Raw genomic sequence first — 18,485 nt, forward strand, 5'->3', positions numbered from 1 at the left:
ATTTGCAACTCGATTCGGGGAATTTTTTTACAATTTTATGCACAACTTTGTCTCGTCAAAATCGAGTACAACCCCCACTATGCTGAACAACGCGCAGACATATAGCGATATGTGGCAGAGCTGCCTTGACCGCATCAAAACGCAGACCTCCGAAGAGGAGTTCGTCAAGTGGTTCCAGCCCATCGTTCCGCTCGAATTCGACGGAACGACTTTGCGCCTGCGCGTGCCCAATGCCAGCTACGTCTACCAGATCGAGAAGAACTACATCCCGTTCCTGCGTCCGATCATCTCGCAGCTCTACGGACAGCATACGCGGCTGCACTACGCCGTCCCCAAGTCCGACGCACAAAACATGCCGGTCGCAGGGGAGACGGACAACACCGCCATCTCGCGGTTCAATACCCGGACCGACACGGCGAATATAAAAAATCCCTTCGTCATTCCCGGATTGAAGAAGATCGTCATCGATCCGCAGCTCAATCCCAACTACACGTTCGGGACCTTCATCGAGGGCGAATGCAACCGTCTGGCGCGTTCGGCGGCGATGTCTGTGGCGGTGAACCCGGGCAACAACCCGTTCAACCCCTTATATATATACGGCAATTCCGGACTGGGCAAAACCCACATCGTCCAGTCCGTAGGCCACGAAGTGCGGCAGCGCCATCCCGAGTTGCAGGTGCTCTACGTCTCGATGAACAAGTTTCAGGCGCAGTTCCAGACCGCCTACAAGAACGGCGAAATTCCCGATTTCATCCATTTCTACCAGATGATCGACGTCCTGATTATCGACGACATTCAGGAATTGACGGGAAAAACCGGTACGCAAAATGCGTTCTTCAACATCTTCAACCACCTGCAACTCGCCGGCAAACAGTTGATCCTCACGTCGGACAAGCCTCCCGTCGAGCTCAAGGACATCGAGCAGCGTCTGCTCACGCGATTCAAATGGGGCCTTTCGGCGCAGCTCGATACGCCCGATCACGACACCAAAATCAAGATCATCCGTGCGAAGTCGCTCAAACTCGGCGCCCAGATCTCGGACGAGGTGATCGAATTCCTCGCGGAGAACATTTCGGCCAATGTGCGCGAAATCGAGGGGGCTCTCTCGTCGCTCGTGGCGAACGCCTCGTTCCTCGGCCGGAAGATCACCATTTCGCTGGCCAAGGAGATTCTGAAGGTGTACGTGCAACTTTACCAGAAAGAGATCACGATCGACCGCATCATCGAGGTGGTCTGCCAATACCTGAACCTCGATTTCGCGCGCTTCAACTCCTCGGAGCGCACCCGTGAAATCGCACAGGCCCGCCAGATCGCCATGTATCTGGCCAAGCAGCACACCAAAGCGCCCCTCACGACGATCGGCGCCTCCATCGGCGGCCGCAACCACGCCACGGTGCTCCATTCGTGCAAAGCCGTGTCGAATCTGATCGAGACCGACAAGGCTTTCCGCCGTCAGGTCGAAGAGATCGAGAAACTCGTCTTGGCCCAATAGGGCATACCGCGATACGAACAGAGAAGGGGCTGTCTAACAAATCTTAGACAGCTTTTTTCATTCGTACTGCTATTCGAGACTTTTTTCCGAATACGCAATTCTCAGAGCGTTGAAAAAACTTGTTAGACAGCCCTTTTTTCGTCTCGGATACTCACACCCGATAATACGCAAATGAAACCGTCTGCGCACCCGGTTTATTCGCCCTCTTCGGCACGAGCGCTTCCGCCCGGCAAAAGCAAATAAATTCGTACCTTTGCACCGAATCCGCCGGCTGCCGCACAGCCGCACGAAACGCACACTCGACCGCATGGACCAACCCAAACTCGAAAGACTGCTGCGTCTGATGAAGATGCTCACGGCCAATACCACCTACACGGTGGACGACCTCGCCGAGCGGCTCGCCATGTCGCGGCGCACGGTCTACCGCTATATCGACACCTTCCGCGCAGCGGGCTTCGTCATCAAGAAATCGGGCGACTGCATCCGCCTCGACAAGGAGTCGCCTCATTTCCGGGAGATTTCGCAGCTCGTACATTTCACCGAAGAGGAAGCCGTCATTCTGCGGCGGGCGATCGAGAGCATAGACGACACGAATCTGCTCAAACAAAACCTCAAACGCAAGCTCTACTCGGTCTACGACAACAAAACGCTGGCCCAGACCGTCGTCCGCGGACGCCATGCCCCCAACATCCATGCGCTGATCGGGGCGATCGAACAGCGGCGGCAGGTCATCCTCAAGAGCTACCAGTCGGCACACGGAAACGCCGTGCGCGACCGCCGGGTGGAGCCTTTCGCCTTCACGACCAACTACGTGCAGGTGTGGTGCTACGACACGGAGGACGATGCCTGCAAGCTCTTCAAAACATCCCGCATCGGTGGGGTAGAGACGACCGAGGTTCCGTGGCAGCACGGTCCGGAACACCGCGAAGGGTACATCGACATCTTTCGCATGCACGGCGAACACCGGCACCGCGTGAGGCTCGAACTGGGCATACGGGCCTATAATTTGCTCACCGAGGAGTATCCGCTCGCCGAACGGGACATCCGCGAAACCGGACCCGACAAGTGGCTGCTCGACACGGAAGTGGCCGGCTATGCCGGAGTGGGACGTTTCGTGGCGGGGCTTCTGGACGACATCCGGATCGTCGAATCCTCCGGGTTGCGGCAATACGTACGCGACTATCTCTCGGCGAATATGCCGCACCTGTAGACCGTCGCCCCTTTCCCGGCCGCGGCAAACCGTCATCCCCGCCGTTCGCCGAAACGATAAGCCGCGAAACCAATATCCCGGCCGACTGCGCGCTCCGCAATTTCACTCCTCGCTGCAAACGCTTGCGGCCGACAGATTCCCGCTCCGCAGACGTCGGCCGCCTCCGCCGAGTTGCTCCTGAAAGATACGGCGCAGACCGACCGTCCTCGACATCGGACCGGATGCGCCGGCAAACTTGCACTCGGCGCTGCGGACAGGTTCCGACCTTCGGGGTTGCGCACCTGCCGTCCCCGCAGAAGACATTAGGGATGGAAATAGCCGCGCAAGACGTAGCGGGTGAGTATCCGTCGGAGAGGCGGGAGAATCTCGATACGGCGACCGAAATGCCGCAATACGAGTTGCGCGCAAGGGGTGGCACGGTATCGAATCGGTCAGCGTGCCGTCCAGATCGAAGATAAACCGACGATAGGTTCCCATAGGACGACAAGTTTGCACAGGATGAATTTTTCCTGCCAAAAGCAACCTCCCAACTCCGCGGTCGGACGGCCGGTTTTCGGTATTCGTGTATTTTCTACGAACAAAGGAGGAGGACCCGAATCATGAGACGGTTTGCGGATGTCGGCGGAAGTGTGTACCGTCGCTTTTTCCTTGAAGCGCCGTCTGCTTGCGGGACAGCCGTTCGGGCGGTTGCGGTCTTTCTGCGAAAACAGGGCGCTGCGAAAGCCTTAAAAAATTCCGACATATTTCCGAGATAATTCCGAATTCCGACACATTATTTAACATAATATAAATATTATATCATTATTTATTATGCTGATCTCTTGCACTCTGCGCCATCGTTATGCCATACATACGTCGTATCCGTCGAACGGCTCCTCTCTGCGGCCATTCCGCAAAATGTTTATCGGCTGCGGTCTTTCAGGAAAAAATACATCGCCGGGATATGCGCCGATTCAGACGACGGCGATCTTCCCGTCGCACATCATAGCCCGATCAGTTGCAAGCTTTGTCTTTAGGCTGCCGGTCTGCGACGCCGACGGGAAAAAGCGCCGTATCGACCGATCATTCGCTGCCGAGCGTCGCGCTCCCGTACCGAAACGTGTGCTGTTTCCATTCATCCCCGGTGGCATTCGATAGCCGCCGATTCCTTTTCTATCTTGGCCGCAGGCTCCGCCGGATACGACGGGGAGCTTCCGCAGTCTTCAGCAACGGTTCGCAGCAGCGTCTCCGGACGATGCGCATGCACACGGTATAGCAGACTGCCAATCCTCGGAGGAATCGACCGTTTGCGGAAGAGCTATTTTGTCGGTCGTGCTTTTTACTGCGAAAAAGAGGCTCGTTACGCATCCGTATTTTCGCACGGTATTCGCCGCCGGGAACAGGGACAAGGACGAAGCATTTTCGGAGATATATTCGCAGCTCACGGACATGGGGAGCGGTTCCGATTTGCTGCGTCGACACCGGGATGCGGATATTCAGATTTTGCGATTGCGCGGTTTGTCATTCCGCGCTCCGCTTGTCGTTCGGCCGCGGAGGCGGCTATTTCTTCATCACGAAACTGTCGAACGTGTGGTCGCTGTAAAACAACACGATTCGCTCCACGTCGCCGCGGAGCTGTCGGCCGATTGCAGTCGCCGCCTGTTCGCTCGCTCGCTCCGGCGGGTCGGATTCTCGGTCGGCTTCCGTCCGAATATCGGACCGAGGAGCCGTTGCGAACAGATTCGGTTCGTCCGTATCGGAGGCTCGTGGGCCGACGGACGCCATAACACCGGTCGCCGGTGCTTTTGCAGGAGGTTCGGCACGGTACATTTGATCGGAGTCGAGCAGCAGCCAGTCGGGATTGATCCGCGGGAACCGACGCAAAATTTTTTGCAGCAAATCGAATCCGGGTTTGTTGCGTCCGGATAGCAGATGGGAAATGCCGGACGGTTGGATTTCCAGAATCTCGGCAAGCCGGCTGGAGGTCAAACCTTCATCTTTCATCAATCGCTGCAATTTTTCCTTCATTCGAATATTTTTTTACAAATATAAACATTTTTCTTTTGTAAAACAAGCAAATTTCACACCTGTAAATTATCGACAGCGATCAAAGTTGTTTACATTTGTAACTTCATGTATACTGTTAAATAGCGGTCCACATTCTCATCTCATATATTATATGATATAATTGAATATATAAATATGATTAACAGTAATATATAACAAAATATTACGGTTTGCATACCCGATCGATATTCTTCGAATCCCTTGAAGATATTCTATCGAATCAAAACTTTAGGTAATTATTTCAATCATCTGATATACTATGATATATTCGGTAATAATTCAACGATTGAATTCGTTCGAATCGCTGCTTGCAGAGGGTTTGTCCGCTCCCCTATTGTGAATTTACAACTTTAAACTATCAACAGAGATAAAGACTCGAATGCAATTACATGTGTAACATCAAATTTCATTTTACAAGATTTCTTCTGTTTACATTTGTAAAACACCCTACCCTGAACAGACCGAAATATTCGTTTTTCACCTATTCGGATTTCTATCGGACGAAAATTTTCAACAATCCCGCTTTGCAGCTATATTATGTTAAAACAAATCGAATAGGATGACTTGCAGTGCAAGTCATCCTATTCGATTCCAAGGATTTATAATTTTGTAAACCGCCTTTTAGCGACTTAGTTTACGGGCTGTTTCCGCAAACTCTTCCGGAGTGAAAGAACGCTTTTCCCGTCGGAAATCGACGTCTTCCTCGCTGTTCATCGGGATCAAATGAATGTGGGCATGGGGCACCTCAAGCCCCAGAACGACGGTTGCCACCTTTTTACAGCCGGTTTCGCGCCGGATCTTGTCCGCAACGTGCTTGGCGAAAACCATCATCTCCCCCAGTGTCCGGTCGTCGAGGTCGTAGAAATAGTCCACCTCCTGTTTCGGTACGACCAGCGTATGCCCTTCGGCGAGGGGATGGATGTCGAGGAATGCGTAGAATCGTTCGTTCTCCGCCACTTTGTAGCTCGGAATTTCTCCGGCAATGATGCGTGAAAATACTGATGCCATATCGTTTCGATTATTTTTGGGTGTTAGCAATGGTTCGTGATCTGTGTAAGACGCAGACGGCGCCCGTTCGTTATCGGCAACTCTCCGGCAGTGCTTGCGTGAGGCTTATGGCGGCCTCCGGCTCGAACCTTTGCCAGCAGCCGGCGCACGCAGTAACTTGCCCTTCGCCTTTGTCGCATCCGGTCGGTTTTCTCGGCCGCCAGCACGATCCCCCTCCACAGAGGTTGGAATTGTTCTTGCGAAAAGCGGAGTTTTTTCCCTTGCGGCGTGCGGAGTACGACCGTATCGGGCGTAGTCCGCACGATCTCGCCGATCGGGTCGTCGATCGTGCGGAGCTGCACCAGACAGGGCGTTTCGATTTCGAGCAGTTGTTCCCACGTCAATCCGCAGGCCATGTGGTCTATGCCGAACCGGTCCAGCATATCGCTCACGCACCGGAGATTGTGCCGCATGGGATGGCGGTCGACATACTCCCGCAGCGTCAGCCGGTCGAGCCGGATGCCGATGCGGTGCAGGTAGTGTTCCAGCGTTCGGGCCGTATTTTCGATATAGGGTTCCATGAGGCGTGGGATTCGGGCCTTTATTTGCCGGTCAGCTCCCGCATCTTCCGGTCGAGGGCGTCGCCTCGGAGGTCGACGGCCACGATCCGCCGCTCGGCATCGAGCAGGAAGTTGTGCGGGATGGCTACGGCGCCGAAGCGGGCCAGCACTTCCGGTTTGCGCGGATCGTCGTTCGTAACCAAAGCGTGCACGAAATCATCGAGGCCGTGCTCGGCAATATAGTTGCGCCACGTGTCGGCGTAGTAGTCCAGCGAGAGGGCGTAAACGTCCAGCAGGTCGCCGTATTTCCGTTTTGCTTCGACGATGTGCGGGATCTCTTTGAGGCAGGGCATGCACCACGTGGCCCAGATGTCGAGCAGCACATAGGGAGCCTTGCACTGCGCGAGCGAAGCGTCGGTGCCGTCGAGGCCCGGCAGCGCGAAGTCGGCCACCTTGTCGCCCGTCTTGTAGGCTTCGATCCCTTCGGCGGGCTTCGCGATCCGGCGATCCGAAAGAGGCTGGAGAGGCGGCAGCCCTGCTATCTTACGGCGAAAATTGTGTGCGAGGGTATCTTCGTGCGTACTGTATCGGATTTTCTCGATATCATTTTCCAATTCCATGCGGACGTCTTCCGAATGAGGAAACTTCCGTCGGAGGCTGTCCGTAACGAATGCCGCATAGACCGAATCGGTGCCCATCTTCATCATCAGGTACCGATTCGTTGCGGCTACATAAGGATTGTTCTGTGCGATAGCCGCGTCTCCGAATATTTTGGTTACATAGACTCCATCGTAATATTCGATGCTGTCGCGCATAAGCTGCTGTTTCCGGGGGTCTGAGGTCCGCCACAGACTGTCTTGGAGGATTTTGCTCCGTATGATACGCTGGCGATTGAGTTCCGACATGCGTATTTGCAGAGCGATGTCGGGGGAGCCGGACACGGTGAGAGGGACCCTTCCCCGTCCTTTTCGATACGTTATGTCGATCCGGTCGTTCGGAGACAATGCGAAAAGCATGAACATGTATCCGGGTTCGACGATAATCTCTCCATCGTAATATTCGTCGATAAAGGCGGAAAAACGACACTCCCCCTCTTCGATCCGGCAGGAATCGAGCAGTTTCATCCGATTGTCCTTTGCAGCAAAAAGATAGGCCATTTTTTCATTCAGTTCGGGGCGGTCGATAAAATGTGCCCGAATACGGAGGTTGTCGGAAGGGCCGCAGCCGCAGAGCACTCCGAGGAGACAGAATAACGTGAAATAGGGATACTTCATGATCGTGATTATTATCGGATTGTCATAATGTTTACAAGTGGATAGGTAACGGTGCACGTATAGAACCGGGCACGTCGTGCAGAATGACACGGGTCAGTCCTCACCGAATTTCGGTTTGAGGATCTCGGACCAGACGACCGCTTTGCGCAGGTCGCAACCGGATAAGATACCGCTCTCGGTGCAACTCTCCGGCTGTCCGGCCGACGAATCGTGCAACGGCCCACGATATAGCGCATCCGCGGATGCGGTCTCGGCCTTCGTGTCGGCGGCCGCCTTCGTGTCGGCAGAGGGGATTTTGCAGCTGTTTCCGCCGTTCGGACGGAATTTCGCAGCTGCCTCTCTGCCCGGTCGGACCGATTCCGACGCCTTCGGCTGCGGCGGAGAGGCAGAGGCGGTTTTGCGCCTGTGCTCTTTGGCCTTCGTCGCCATGGATACCGCCGCCGATCCGACGAGTATCAACAACCATAAGATGTTCGAAAAATCCTCCATATCAATTCAGACTGCGTTTGACGCTTTCGATTCCCTTGATTTTCCGGATTTTGTCCATAATATCGTGCAAACCTTCCGCGTCTTTGACATAGAGACTTATATTCCCTTCGAAGATACCGTCGTGGCTCTGGATGTTCACTTCGCGCATGTTGATGCTGAAATCGTCCGTAACGACCTTCGCCAAATCGAGCAGCAGCCCCATGCGGTCGATGCCGCGGATGAGCACGGTCGACAGATAGGACATGGCCTTGTGCTGCGACCATTTGATCTCCTCCTTGACGATGTTCCGTCCGAACTGCGCCCCCAGACGGTTCAGCTCGTCGCACGTCGATTTGTGGACGATGATTTTGCCCGAAGCCGGATCCCGATAGCCGACGACGCTGTCGCCCGGGATCGGTTTGCAGCATTCCGCGATGACGAATCGGGGTTCGGCATCGCCCTCCGCGCCCGGCCGGGGGGCGATCTCCCCGGCGTTCGCCGGTTCGTCTTCGTCGCCCTTCTCTTTTTTCGGAATAAAAAGCGTCCAGAATTTCAGTATCTTACTCTTCGAATTGACTTTCAGTACTTTCTCCAGATCGTCGAGGCGGACGATTCCCGCGCCGATTTTGCTGTACAGCTCCTCCTTGTTATTGCTTTCGTAGATCGGAATGATCTTGCGGAGCACGCGGCCGCTGAGCGGAATATTCAATTCGCGCATTTTCTCTTCGAGGGTCTGCTGCCCCCGTTCGATGTTGTGCTGCCGTTCCCCTTTGAGGAAGCTCTTGATGGCCTGCTTCGCCTTGCTCGTGGTGATGATGTCGAGCCATTCGGGCTTGGGGCGCGCCGTATCCGAGGTGATGATCTCGATCTGGTCGCCGCTGTTGATGCGAGCCGTGATCGGCTCGATCTTGTGGTTGATCTTGGCGCCGATGGCGCTGTTGCCGATCTTCGAGTGAATCTCGTAGGCGAAGTCGAGCGCCGTGGCGCCGAACGGCATTTTGCGCGCTTCGCCTTTGGGGGTAAACACTACGATCTCAGAGGTATACAACTGCAACTTGAAGTTATCCAAGAAGTCGACAGCACTCTCCGTCGGACTGTTCAGTGCGTCGCGTATCTGTGCCAGCCACTTGTCGAACTCGTCTTCGTTCTGCGAAATGGTGGCGTGTTTGTACTTCCAGTGGGCTGCGAATCCCCGCTCGGCGATGTCCTCCATGCGCTGCGTGCGGATCTGCACTTCGACCCAGACGCCGTCGGGGCCCATCACCGTCGAGTGGAGCGCTTCGTAGCCGTTGGCTTTGGGCATCGAGATCCAGTCGCGCAGGCGATCGGGCTTGGGGGTATAGATGTCGGTGATCGTAGAGTAGATTTGCCAGCACTGCGTCTTTTCCGAAGGGAACGGAAGCGGTTGGAAGACGATGCGGATGGCGAACAGGTCGTAGATCTCCTCGAAGGGAATCTGCTTGCGCTGCATCTTCGACCAGATCGAATAGATGCTTTTCACACGGCCCGATATTTCGTACTTGATATGGTCGCGGTCGAGCGCGGCGATGATCGGGGCGTTGAACTTGTTGATGAACTCCTGACGCGAAGCCTCCGTTTCGTTCAGCTTGCGGGTGATCTCCTCGTATTGCTTCGGAAAGCGGTATTTCATGCAGAGGTCCTCCAGTTCGCTCTTGATCGAGTAGAGCCCGAGGCGGTAGGCCAGCGGCGCGAAGAGGTAGATCGTTTCGCTCGTGATCTTGATCTGCTTGTTCATGGGCATCGACCCCAGCGTACGCATGTTGTGCAGGCGGTCGGCGATCTTGATGAGGATCACGCGCACGTCGTCCGAAAGCGTCAACAGCACTTTGCGGAAGTATTCGGCCTGCTCCGACGTGTCGGCGTTGAAGACGCCGGACATCTTGGTCAGCCCGTCGACCATCGAGGCGATCTTGGGACCGAAGATGCGCTCCATGTCCTCCACGGTATACTCCGTGTCCTCCACCACGTCGTGCAGCAGCGAAGCTACGACCGACTTCACGCCCAGTCCGATCTCCTCGATCACGATCTTGGCCACGGCGATCGGATGCAGCAGGTAAGGTTCGCCCGAACGGCGCCTTACCCCCTGATGAGCCTCTTTCGCAAGGAAGAACGCACGTTTGATGAAGTTCCAGTCCTCGTCGTTCTTACAGATCTTGGTACACGAGTAGAGCAGGTCGTCCCACTTTTCCTTGATCAGTTTTTCGTCCTCCGCAGTATAATCCATACCATAGGCTTTTATTCTTTTTTCGTTTTCATCGCCTCGCGCACCTTCTCCTCGATCTCGGCGCTGAGAGCCGCGTCGTTTTTCAGCAGCTCTTTCACCGCGTCGCGCCCCTGACCGATCTTGCGTTCGCCGTAGGAGAACCACGAACCGGCTTTCCTGATGACGCCGTAATCCACGCCGAGGTCGATGATCTCGCCGATCTTCGAGATGCCCTCGCCGAACATGATGTCGAACTCGGCGCGTTTGAACGGAGGCGCCACCTTGTTTTTCACGACCTTGACCTTCGTGCGCGTGCCGAGCTGCTCTTCGCCGTCCTTGATGACCGAGACGCGGCGGATGTCGATCCGCACGCTGGCATAGAACTTCAGGGCGTTGCCGCCCGTCGTGGTCTCGGGGTTGCCGTAGACGACGCCGATCTTGTCGCGGAGCTGGTTGATGAAGATGCAGACCGTCTTCGTTTTCGAGATGCTGGCCGTGAGCTTGCGCAGCGCTTGCGACATCAGGCGTGCTTGCAAGCCCATTTTCGCGTCGCCCATCTCGCCTTCGATCTCGGCCTTGGGGGTCAGGGCCGCCACGGAGTCAATCACGATGATGTCGATGGCGCTCGACCGGATCAGCGAGTCGGCGATTTCGAGCGCCTGCTCGCCGTTGTCGGGCTGCGAGATGAGGAGGTTATCCACATCCACCCCGAGTTTCTGGGCATAGTAGCTGTCGAAGGCATGCTCGGCGTCGATGAACGCTGCGATGCCGCCCGCCTTTTGCGCTTCGGCGATGGCGTGGATGGCCAGCGTCGTCTTGCCCGACGACTCGGGGCCGTAGATTTCGACCACGCGGCCTTTGGGATAGCCGCCGACGCCGAGCGCCATGTCGAGGGTGATCGAACCGGTCGGTATGACGGGCACGTCGTTCACCTCCTGCGAGTTCATGCGCATGATTGACCCCTTGCCGAAGTCCTTCTCTATTTTTTCCATCACCGCGTTCAGCACTTTGAGCTTGTCGGGATTCGCCTGTACTTTTTCTGCCATTGGTTTATGCGTTATTATTTGTTTGAATCGTTTTCAGTTCCATTCGGCCCGCGTTGTCCGTGAGGGGAGGGGCGGTTCGTCGTATCCGTCATCACTCCTGTCCCCGGGTCCATTCGGGCCGGTGTTTTCCCGTAGCAAGTACGGTTTTGTCGTTTCTGTTTTATGCGCTGCACTCCTCCGAAGCGCCTGTTCCGCGAGGCGCTACGATCCCGCATTCCCGTTGCATCCTCATACGTTCGGCCGCAGCCGAGAAAATGGCCGCAACCGGCCTGCCGGAGGTGCGAAAACCACTGCCGCCTCGCCGCATCCGGCGCCGGCGCCCGCGTCATTTCCGCGGAAGCGGGAATTTGATCGTCCGCGCGTCCAGATAACGGTCCGGATAGGGGCTCCAGTTCTTTGCCGCAGAGTTGCCGACGGTGGCTTTCCAAAAACCGCTTTCCCGATTCAGATCGCGTTTCGTGCCGCTGCTCCGCCTGTGCAGAACGGATTCCGATCGGCGGTCGTCGAGCCAGCGCCGGATCTGCATCCGTTCGCGCCTCACGGGATCGAGCCGCTCGCGCAGTTGCCGTGTCGAATAACCGACCGGAGCCCCGACGGGACTTTGCAGCGCGGAGGGGGCGATACGATGTTCGATCGGGCGGTTCTCGGGCCGTTCCTGTGCGTGCAGCGCACAGGCGCAGCCGAGGAATCCGACGCAGGCTATGGTCCGCAAACCGTTCACGACAACCCTATTTATATGAATCGAGAATCTGCCGGTAGTGGTTTTTCGTGTCCACCTTGTCGAATATCTTTTCGATCCGCCCTTCGGCGTCGATGATGAACGTCGTGCGCAGGACGCCCATGTATTTGCGGCCGTACATCGACTTCTCGGCCCAGACGCCGTAGGCCTCGCACACGCTGTGGTCGGTGTCCGCGAGCAGCGTGAAGCCGAGTTCGTTCTTTTCGCAGAAGTTGCGGTGCGACTTTTCGCTGTCGGGGCTCACGCCGATGATCCGGAATCCCATCCGTGCCAGTTCGGCCTTGCCGTCGCGCAGACTGAGGGCTTCGAACGTACAGCCCGAGGTGTTGTCTTTCGGATAGAAATAGAGGATCGTGCGCTGCCCCGAGAGGTCGGCGAGCGTTACCGTCTTTCCGTTTTGGTCCGTCGATTTGAAATCGGGGGCACAGTCCCCTGCGGCTAATTTCGTCATAATGTAGCGATTCGTGTGGTTTACTTCTCAAAGGTACGAAAAATTTCGTGTCCGGAGGTGCGTTCGCGGCACTTTTTTCGGTTCAGTCCCACAGGTAGGTTACCTCGATCTGCTCGTAGAACTCCTCCTGTGTGGCGTTGAGTTTGTGCCGGCAGGCCGGACAGCGGATCGGAAGTTCGGTCTCGACATAGTCGCAGCAGCCCACGCAGGGCTGCATGAAACCGTAGCCGGCGTCGGCATGATGATCGAATCGTGCGCCGCAGTGTTTGCAGCGGATTTTGTAAGCGGTTCCCATGATCGGTTTTTTTTCGTTTCGTACTACGATGCAAAGGAACAGCGCCCCAGTGTCAACTTATGACACAGAACGAAATATTTGTTTCGCAGGGCGCGTTCCGCACGATCTGTTCCATTTCGTGCCGTGCGTGCCGTTCGGTTCCGGATCGTCGGCAACAGACTGCCCCGCCGTGCGCGAACGAACGGAAACAGCGGACGTTTGCCGCACGGACGACAGCGAAATCCCCTGTCTGCCAAAGGGGATTTCGCCGCCTCGGAAAGGTGCGTCTTCTATTTCTATAGCGCTGCGACGGACGGGTCGGAGGTGCAGCGATCGCGCCCGGCCTGCACGGCCCCTCTTCGGACGCCCGATGAATCGCAACCTCGGGGATGTATGGCGGAGCAGATGTTCAGCGGGCTGCCGCCGTGGCCGGCGCTGTCGTCCTTCCGTCCTCCGGTACGAAGACGGCGGCCTCCGCTTCGGCCCGACATACGGGAGGGGGCGAGCCGGCCGGCGGCATCGCCCGTCGGAATTTCCGCCGTCCGATCGGGCGAATATGTACGTCAAGAGGCCTCGGCATCTTTTCATGCGGGGATCGTGCGATTTACGGCCGTCTTTCACTATCTTTGTCCGCTGTTAACCGTAAATATGCCGCGAACGCCGGAAACACGGCCGCCGGCGCACGAAATATGAAAAAAATCATCACGCTGTTTCTTGCGACGCTCTGCATAGCGAGCTGTTCTACGCGACACGAATCGCGTAAGCCGGCCTTAGCCGTCTCGATCCTGCCCCTGCGGCCGATCGTGGAGGGGATCGTTGGCGACGACTTCCGGATCGACGTGCTCGTACCGGCCGGTGCGAGCCCCGAAACGTTCGAACCCACGCCGAAGCAACTCAACGGGCTGAACGATGCCCGCCTGATATTCGGCGTCGGACTGCTCGACTTCGAACGGTCGCTCCTGTCGAAAACGGCCGATACGGCGAAAATCGTCGCTCTCAGCCGCGGCATCGTCCCCATCGCGGGCGACTGCGCCCACGACGGCCGAACCCACGGCGTCGATCCGCACGTCTGGACCTCGCCGCGCGAACTGAAAACGATGGCAGCGAATGCCTACAGGGCCCTTCGCCTCGCATATCCCGACTCGACGAAATATGCGGCCAACTACGAAATCCTGCGTAACGAGCTGGAACGTCTGGATGCACGGGTCGCGGCAAAAGTCTCGCAAAGCGGCGTCCGCAGCTTCATCGTCCACCACCCTGCCCTCACCTACTACGCCCGCGCCTACGGCCTCGAACAGATCGCCGTCGAAGACGAGGGCAAGGAGCCGTCGGCCAAACGGCTCTCCCGCCTGATCGCCCGCGCCCGTGCCGAAGGGATAAAACGCATCTTCTATCAAGTGCAGTTTCCTGCTTCGGCAGTCGAAATCATCAGCCGCGACATCGGCGGAAAGTCCGTCGGCATCAACCCGCTGAGAGAGGACATATTCGAGAATATCACGGAAATAACCGATCTGATCACCGCACCATGAACCCGCCCCTCGTCTCTCTGCGCAGCGTAGCCGTCGACTACGACGGCTGCGAAGCCCTGCAAAACGCCGACCTCGACATCTATCCCGACGATTTTCTGGGTGTAATCGGCCCCAACGGCGGAGGAAAAACCACCCTCATACGGGCCATTCTGGGCCTCGTCCCTCACAGCGGGGAGATCGTTTTCTCGCCCCGGCTCTTCCGGGGCCGGGAGCGGCTAATCGGCTACATGCCTCAAATCACCGAGTTCGACCGCTCGTTTCCGATCTCGATCGAAGAGGTCGTGCTTTCCGGCCTTCAGGGGCGGAAGGGTCTTTTCGGGCGCTACACGAAAAACGACAAACGAAAGGCGGCGGAACTGCTGGCCGCGGCCGGCATCGGCGAAGCGGCGCGCAAGGGCGTCGCGGAGGTCTCGGGCGGTCAGATGCAGCGGGCTCTCCTGTGCCGCGCGATCATCTCCGATCCACGGCTGCTGATCCTCGACGAACCGGCGAATTTCGTCGACAACAAATTCGAAAACGAACTTTACCGCATGCTGTGCACGCTGAACGAACGCATGGCGATCGTGATGGTCTCGCACGACGTGGGGACCCTGTCGAGCGTCGTGAAGAGCGTCGTATGCGTCAACCGCCACATCCATCGCCACGACTCGAACATCATCACCGAAGAGCAGCTCCGCGAGTACGACTGTCCGATTCAGCTCATCGCGCACGGAGACCTACCCCACACGGTGCTGCAAAACCACACCTGCTGCCACAAACACGAATAACAGTTGCGGCGCAGACCTCTCCCCGCGAGGAAAGAGGATTTGCGCCGCATGCAGCCGTATATTTCGCTTCTACTTGTTGATCCCGCTCAACTTCTCGAACAGCTTGTCGTACGCTTCCGCCATCTCGCAGCGCAGTGCGGCATAATGCTTGCGCACGAGCGAGCGGTTATGAGGCTCGGCAGGGTTGTTCGCCTTTGCGAAAAGCGCGTTGCGCACGGCAACGGCCTCCTGCATCACCTCGAAAATCTCCTTCTCCTTCGAAGGCTGGAAGCACATCGCCATATCGCAGTCGAATACCACCTCTTCCAGACGGTAGTCGATCTCCTTTTTCAAATCTCTTAAATTCGCCATATCGTAGAGTAATAAATTATTCCTGCGGCAAAGGTAGCAAAAGTTTCCGATTATCGAACAGCAGACCCCCTCTTTTTCTGCGGTGCATCGGTGCGCAGCCCGCCCGCAGGCCCCGCACCTGCAATCGAGCACCGCCGGCCGCATCCCGAAAAAAGAACCGCACTCAACGCAAGAAAAGGGATTTCTCTGCGGTGAGAAATCCCTTTTTTGCGAATTTTTGCGAAATTCCGTCGTCAGAAATCGACCGGTACATCGGGCATTTCGACAATCAGTCCGTTGACCGATTCCATCACCTCGACGCAGGCGCACGGATCGCAGCACACCTCTTCGACCTCCTCGACTACTACGACTTCGGGCTTCGGGATCAGCGTGCGCTGTACGACCTCCCGACCGCCGACATAGGCTATGGCGATCTCCGCATAACGCATCGGAGGCAGAATCCGGTCGGCAAGATACTTCCAAACCTCTGCGGGAAGCGCTTTCAAACGCTGTTCGACGGCCGTGCGGCCGCCGCGCCGGTCGATGATGCCGAGCACGGTCTGCTTGTCGGGGACGTTCGATCGGGCGATGGCCTCGCGGGCGGCATCCCAATCCGACGCCACGGAAGCAGTCCTCACGTCGTATTTCTTCGAAAGGCCGAACTGCTTGTCTACATAGTTTTTAAGGCTCTGCGCACGGTTTTTGGCCAGTCGCTCATTGAGCGCCAGCGGTCCGTCCGGCGATGCGTAACCGGTGATCGTTACCGACTTCACCTGCATGAGCGAATCCCGATCCATCGAGTTGATGAAGTCGGTAAGCCCCTGAATTTCCGAGGGGTTGCCGTCGAAATTCGTCGTCAGCGTCGACGAACTGATCTTGTAGCGAACCGTATAACCCGTGTCGGCATCGCTTCGAACCATGTATCTGCGAACGAGATAATCGCCGTCGGTCGTTTCCGACAGCATCACGGAATCCGCCTTCGGGGCGGACATCGTACTCTTGATCTGGGCCGTCGCTCCGTGAGCGGCACACAACGCAAGAGGGAGAGCGAAAGTAAAGAGTATTGTTTTCACGCTAAAATAGTGTTGGTTAAATTCCTGCACTACCCTATCGCAAGATTCGTACCACGACGATAGCAACCGCAGCGGCGAGACGGAATGATCCTGTACCTGAATCATATATAAAATACGGCGGAGACCCGCCTCAGCCGCAGGTCTCCGTCGTAAGCCGAGTCCGGACACGTCTACATCCGCTCCGGCACGTCGATGCCCAGCAGTTTCATCGCCGAACGGATCACGCGGGCGACCTGCTGCGCGAGTTGCAGGCGCATGCGGCGCACATCGGAATTTTCCTCCTTGAGGATCGAATGGTCGTGGTAGTATCCGTTGAACTGTTTGGCCAGCTCGTAGGCGTATGCCGCGACGATCGAGGGCGCGAAGTTCTCGCCGGCCGCAGCGACCGCCGAGGGATAGTCCGTCAGACTCTTCACCAGCTCGATCTCCTCCGGCACGTAAGGGACCGAGGGGATGTCGCCGCCGAAGTCGATGCCCGCCTCCGCCGCCTTGCGCAGCACGGAGCGGATACGCGCGTGCGTATATTGAATGAAGGGGCCCGTATTGCCGTTGAAGTCGATCGACTCGCGCGGATCGAAAAGCATCGTCTTCTTCGGGTCGACCTTGAGGATGAAATACTTGAGCGCACCCAGTCCGACCATCTCCGAAACGGCCGCCGCCTCCTCTTCCGAGCAGCCGTCGAGCTTGCCCAGCTCGTCCGACATTTCGCGGGCGGTCTTCACCATCGCGGCGATCAGGTCGTCGGCATCGACCACCGTCCCCTCGCGCGACTTCATCTTGCCTTCGGGCAGCTCCACCATGCCGTAGGAGAGGTGGGTGATGTGATCGCTCCAAGCATAGCCCAGCTTCTTGAGCACGAGCTTGAGCACCTGAAAGTGATAGTTCTGCTCGTTGCCCACGACGTAGATCATGTCGTCGAGCCGGTTGTCCTCGAAACGGCGGAAGGCCGTTCCCAAATCCTGCGTCATGTAGACCGACGTACCGTCGCCGCGCAGCAGCAGCTTCTCGTCCAGCCCGTCGCCCGTGAGGTCGATCCACACCGAATTGTCCGGACGGCGGTAGAACACGCCCTTGCGCAGCCCCTCGTCGACGATGCTCTTGCCGAGCAGATAGGTCTGCGATTCGTAGTAGACCTTGTCGAACTCGACGCCGAGCGCCTTGTACGTAACGTCGAAACCGTCGTAGACCCAGCCGTTCATCGTCTGCCACAGGTCGTACACCTCTGGATCCTTGGCCTCCCACCGGCGCAACATCTCCTGCGCCTCGACCAAGATCGGGGCATTCTTTTTGGCCTCCTCCTCGCTCTGTCCGTCTGCCACGAGCTCCCGGATCTGGGCCTTGTAGCGTTTGTCGAACTCGACGTAGTATTTCCCGACCAGATGATCGCCCTTCATGCCCGACGATGCGGGCGTCTCGCCTCCGCCGTAGAGTTTCCACGCCAGCATCGATTTGCAGATGTGGATGCCGCGGTCGTTCACCAGATTGGCCTTGATGACCGTGTGGCCGTTAGCCTCAAGAATCCGCGCCACGGAGTAGCCGAGCAGATTATTGCGGACGTGTCCCAGATGGAGCGGTTTGTTGGTGTTGGGCGACGAGTATTCGATCATCACCGTCCGGCCCGTGGCAGGGGCCGTGCCGTAGGCGTCGTCGGCCGCGATTTCGGCGAAGCGGGCCTGCCAGAACGCGCAGTCGAGCGTCAGGTTGAGAAAACCTTTGATGACGTTGAACGAACGTATCTCGGGCGTATGGGCGACGATGTGCTCCCCTATTTCGTTCGCGGTCGCTTCGGGCGACTTGCGGCTTCGTCGCAGCAGCGGAAAAGTTACGAGCGTATAGTCCCCCTCGAACTCCCTGCGGGTCTTCTGTATCTGCAACTGCCCCTCTTCGAGCCTGCCATAGAGTGCCTCCGCGGAACGGAGCACCGCATCCGAAACAAAGTTTTCGATCTTCATCATCATTTCAACGAATTTGGGGGCAAATTTAACGCTTTTCGGCGAAAAATCAATCCCGCCGGA

Annotated in this window: 17 protein-coding genes; 5 read left to right on the plus strand and 12 right to left on the minus strand. The window is 57.0% G+C overall.

What is annotated here, in order from left to right:
- The first annotated feature begins 79 nt into the window (after nt 1–79).
- The 3 genes from dnaA (at nt 80) to BN3659_RS12725 (ending at nt 3,839) form a co-directional block, all read left to right on the plus strand.
- On the plus strand, nt 80–1,492 hold the full coding sequence (dnaA, locus tag BN3659_RS01925; protein ID WP_091534128.1) for a chromosomal replication initiator protein DnaA: 1,413 nt from the start codon (nt 80–82) through the stop codon (nt 1,490–1,492).
- A 307-nt stretch (nt 1,493–1,799) separates the two neighbouring features.
- On the plus strand, nt 1,800–2,702 hold the full coding sequence (locus tag BN3659_RS01930; protein ID WP_091534307.1) for a helix-turn-helix transcriptional regulator: 903 nt from the start codon (nt 1,800–1,802) through the stop codon (nt 2,700–2,702).
- 810 nt (nt 2,703–3,512) lie between these two features.
- The gene (locus BN3659_RS12725) at nt 3,513–3,839 is read left to right on the plus strand and encodes a hypothetical protein (protein WP_141682448.1); all 327 of its coding nucleotides are present in this window, start codon (nt 3,513–3,515) and stop codon (nt 3,837–3,839) included.
- Nucleotides 3,840–4,241: 402 nt separating this feature from the next.
- Here BN3659_RS12725 and BN3659_RS01935 read toward each other — a convergent pair whose 3' ends face one another.
- From BN3659_RS01935 to BN3659_RS01980, 9 genes are all read right to left on the minus strand, one after another.
- Complete coding sequence (locus tag BN3659_RS01935; RefSeq protein WP_091534130.1) at nt 4,242–4,709, minus strand: helix-turn-helix domain-containing protein; 468 nt, start codon at nt 4,707–4,709, stop codon at nt 4,242–4,244.
- 660 nt (nt 4,710–5,369) lie between these two features.
- A complete protein-coding gene (locus BN3659_RS01940; protein WP_091534132.1) occupies nt 5,370–5,756 on the minus strand; it encodes an HIT family protein in 387 nt (128 codons plus the stop codon).
- A 23-nt stretch (nt 5,757–5,779) separates the two neighbouring features.
- Nucleotides 5,780–6,316, minus strand: coding sequence for a hypothetical protein (locus BN3659_RS01945; RefSeq protein ID WP_091534134.1), 537 nt, complete (start codon nt 6,314–6,316; stop codon nt 5,780–5,782).
- Nucleotides 6,317–6,336: 20 nt separating this feature from the next.
- A complete protein-coding gene (locus BN3659_RS01950; RefSeq protein ID WP_091534135.1) occupies nt 6,337–7,569 on the minus strand; it encodes a TlpA disulfide reductase family protein in 1,233 nt (410 codons plus the stop codon).
- A 490-nt stretch (nt 7,570–8,059) separates the two neighbouring features.
- On the minus strand, nt 8,060–10,282 hold the full coding sequence (locus BN3659_RS01960; protein ID WP_091534139.1) for a RelA/SpoT family protein: 2,223 nt from the start codon (nt 10,280–10,282) through the stop codon (nt 8,060–8,062).
- An 11-nt stretch (nt 10,283–10,293) separates the two neighbouring features.
- Nucleotides 10,294–11,307: a recombinase RecA gene (gene recA / locus BN3659_RS01965; RefSeq protein WP_091534140.1), complete on the minus strand. Its 1,014-nt coding sequence runs from the start codon at nt 11,305–11,307 to the stop codon at nt 10,294–10,296.
- A 325-nt stretch (nt 11,308–11,632) separates the two neighbouring features.
- A complete protein-coding gene (locus BN3659_RS01970; protein WP_141682449.1) occupies nt 11,633–12,028 on the minus strand; it encodes a hypothetical protein in 396 nt (131 codons plus the stop codon).
- Nucleotides 12,029–12,035: 7 nt separating this feature from the next.
- Nucleotides 12,036–12,497 carry a thioredoxin-dependent thiol peroxidase gene (gene bcp, locus BN3659_RS01975; protein WP_091534144.1) on the minus strand — a complete coding sequence of 154 codons (462 nt, stop codon included), beginning with the start codon at nt 12,495–12,497 and terminating at the stop codon, nt 12,036–12,038.
- A gap of 82 nt (nt 12,498–12,579) precedes the next feature.
- Nucleotides 12,580–12,792, minus strand: coding sequence for a hypothetical protein (locus tag BN3659_RS01980; protein WP_091534145.1), 213 nt, complete (start codon nt 12,790–12,792; stop codon nt 12,580–12,582).
- Nucleotides 12,793–13,460: 668 nt separating this feature from the next.
- On the opposite strand from BN3659_RS01980, the gene BN3659_RS01985 reads away from it, so the two are divergent.
- Nucleotides 13,461–14,300, plus strand: a complete 840-nt coding sequence (locus BN3659_RS01985; RefSeq protein ID WP_091534147.1) for a metal ABC transporter solute-binding protein, Zn/Mn family — start codon at nt 13,461–13,463, stop codon at nt 14,298–14,300.
- Nucleotides 14,297–15,067, plus strand: a complete 771-nt coding sequence (locus BN3659_RS01990; protein ID WP_091534148.1) for a metal ABC transporter ATP-binding protein — start codon at nt 14,297–14,299, stop codon at nt 15,065–15,067. The genes BN3659_RS01985 and BN3659_RS01990 overlap by 4 nt, the downstream gene beginning before the upstream one ends.
- Nucleotides 15,068–15,136: 69 nt before the next feature.
- Here the strand turns inward: BN3659_RS01990 and BN3659_RS01995 are convergent, their stop codons facing one another.
- From BN3659_RS01995 to argS, 3 genes are all read right to left on the minus strand, one after another.
- Nucleotides 15,137–15,418: a hypothetical protein gene (locus BN3659_RS01995; protein ID WP_091534150.1), complete on the minus strand. Its 282-nt coding sequence runs from the start codon at nt 15,416–15,418 to the stop codon at nt 15,137–15,139.
- Between the two features lie 233 nt (nt 15,419–15,651).
- Complete coding sequence (locus BN3659_RS02000; RefSeq protein ID WP_141682450.1) at nt 15,652–16,575, minus strand: OmpA family protein; 924 nt, start codon at nt 16,573–16,575, stop codon at nt 15,652–15,654.
- A 65-nt stretch (nt 16,576–16,640) separates the two neighbouring features.
- Entirely contained in the window at nt 16,641–18,422 is a 1,782-nt protein-coding gene (gene argS / locus BN3659_RS02005; protein WP_091534309.1) for an arginine--tRNA ligase, read from the minus strand.
- Nucleotides 18,423–18,485: the final 63 nt, after the last annotated feature.

This window comes from Alistipes sp. CHKCI003 (assembly GCF_900021155.1).
Lineage (GTDB): Bacteria > Bacteroidota > Bacteroidia > Bacteroidales > Rikenellaceae > Alistipes > Alistipes excrementavium.

Bases quoted from the DNA above. Each gene is read 5' to 3' on its own strand.
- BN3659_RS01980 (WP_091534145.1), bottom strand. From the start codon at position 12,792: ATGGGAACCGCTTACAAAATCCGCTGCAAACACTGCGGCGCACGATTC.
- BN3659_RS01945 (WP_091534134.1), bottom strand. From the start codon at position 6,316: ATGGAACCCTATATCGAAAATACGGCCCGAACGCTGGAACACTACCTG.
- dnaA (WP_091534128.1), top strand. From the start codon at position 80: ATGCTGAACAACGCGCAGACATATAGCGATATGTGGCAGAGCTGCCTT.
- bcp (WP_091534144.1), bottom strand. From the start codon at position 12,497: ATGACGAAATTAGCCGCAGGGGACTGTGCCCCCGATTTCAAATCGACG.
- BN3659_RS02000 (WP_141682450.1), bottom strand. From the start codon at position 16,575: ATGATTCAGGTACAGGATCATTCCGTCTCGCCGCTGCGGTTGCTATCG.
- BN3659_RS01950 (WP_091534135.1), bottom strand. From the start codon at position 7,569: ATGAAGTATCCCTATTTCACGTTATTCTGTCTCCTCGGAGTGCTCTGC.
- BN3659_RS01930 (WP_091534307.1), top strand. From the start codon at position 1,800: ATGGACCAACCCAAACTCGAAAGACTGCTGCGTCTGATGAAGATGCTC.
- BN3659_RS01985 (WP_091534147.1), top strand. From the start codon at position 13,461: ATGAAAAAAATCATCACGCTGTTTCTTGCGACGCTCTGCATAGCGAGC.
- argS (WP_091534309.1), bottom strand. From the start codon at position 18,422: ATGAAGATCGAAAACTTTGTTTCGGATGCGGTGCTCCGTTCCGCGGAG.
- BN3659_RS12725 (WP_141682448.1), top strand. From the start codon at position 3,513: ATGCTGATCTCTTGCACTCTGCGCCATCGTTATGCCATACATACGTCG.
- BN3659_RS01940 (WP_091534132.1), bottom strand. From the start codon at position 5,756: ATGGCATCAGTATTTTCACGCATCATTGCCGGAGAAATTCCGAGCTAC.
- BN3659_RS01960 (WP_091534139.1), bottom strand. From the start codon at position 10,282: ATGGATTATACTGCGGAGGACGAAAAACTGATCAAGGAAAAGTGGGAC.
- BN3659_RS01935 (WP_091534130.1), bottom strand. From the start codon at position 4,709: ATGAAGGAAAAATTGCAGCGATTGATGAAAGATGAAGGTTTGACCTCC.
- BN3659_RS01995 (WP_091534150.1), bottom strand. From the start codon at position 15,418: ATGGCGAATTTAAGAGATTTGAAAAAGGAGATCGACTACCGTCTGGAA.
- BN3659_RS01990 (WP_091534148.1), top strand. From the start codon at position 14,297: ATGAACCCGCCCCTCGTCTCTCTGCGCAGCGTAGCCGTCGACTACGAC.
- recA (WP_091534140.1), bottom strand. From the start codon at position 11,307: ATGGCAGAAAAAGTACAGGCGAATCCCGACAAGCTCAAAGTGCTGAAC.